We start from the raw sequence: 619 nt of genomic DNA on the forward strand, positions 1-619 counted from the left end.
CGAACAGCCTCAGCGGCGGGGTGAACTCCGACGGCGACGACGTCCTGTTCACGGGCGCCTTCCGCACCCACACCGTCCCGGCGCGGATCACCGTGCGGATCGGAGACGGCGCGGTGCGGGACGCGGGCATGCTGAAGCTGCCCGGCAACCCCGGCTGGGGCACCTACCATCTCGACGCGGCGGGCGAGGGGCCGCTGGCGGAGACCGTGCGCGTCACCGCGTACGGTCCGGACGGCGCCGAGCTGGCCCGGCTGTCGTTCGACCCCTCACCGGCCGACGGCCGCTGACCCCGCGCACCGGTGCGCCGCCGGCATCCGGCGGCGCACCGACACCGTGTGCGCGCCGCGTACGGGCAGCGGCCCGCGCCGCGCAGGCCCGCGCACACGCAGAAGGCAGAGCACGCCGACGACGAGGACCCGAGTGAAGACGAGCGCGGAGGCGGACTTCCGGGCGTTCGTGGCCAGCCGCTGGCCCCGGATGCTGCGCACCGCCCATCTGCTGACCGGACACCACCACGACGCGGAGGACCTGGTGCAGGCCGCCCTGGCCAAGGCGTACGTGAAGTGGGACCGCGTGCGGCGGGCGGACGACCCCGACGCCTACGTGTGGCGCATCATGA

At 75.1% G+C, this 619-nt stretch carries 2 protein-coding genes; both read left to right on the forward strand.

Translation table 11 applies throughout. The annotated features are described in order from the left end of the window. Positions 1-287 (forward strand): hypothetical protein (locus tag EAO77_RS39350; RefSeq protein ID WP_410088770.1); only part of this gene is annotated, 287 nt, incomplete at its 5' end. A 133-nt stretch (positions 288-420) separates the two neighbouring features. Continuing rightward, a partial coding sequence (locus EAO77_RS37785; protein ID WP_315986137.1) for a sigma factor occupies positions 421-619 on the forward strand: 199 nt, incomplete at its 3' end.

The organism is Streptomyces sp. T39 (assembly GCF_008042045.1).
Classification (GTDB): Bacteria; Actinomycetota; Actinomycetes; order Streptomycetales; family Streptomycetaceae; genus Streptomyces.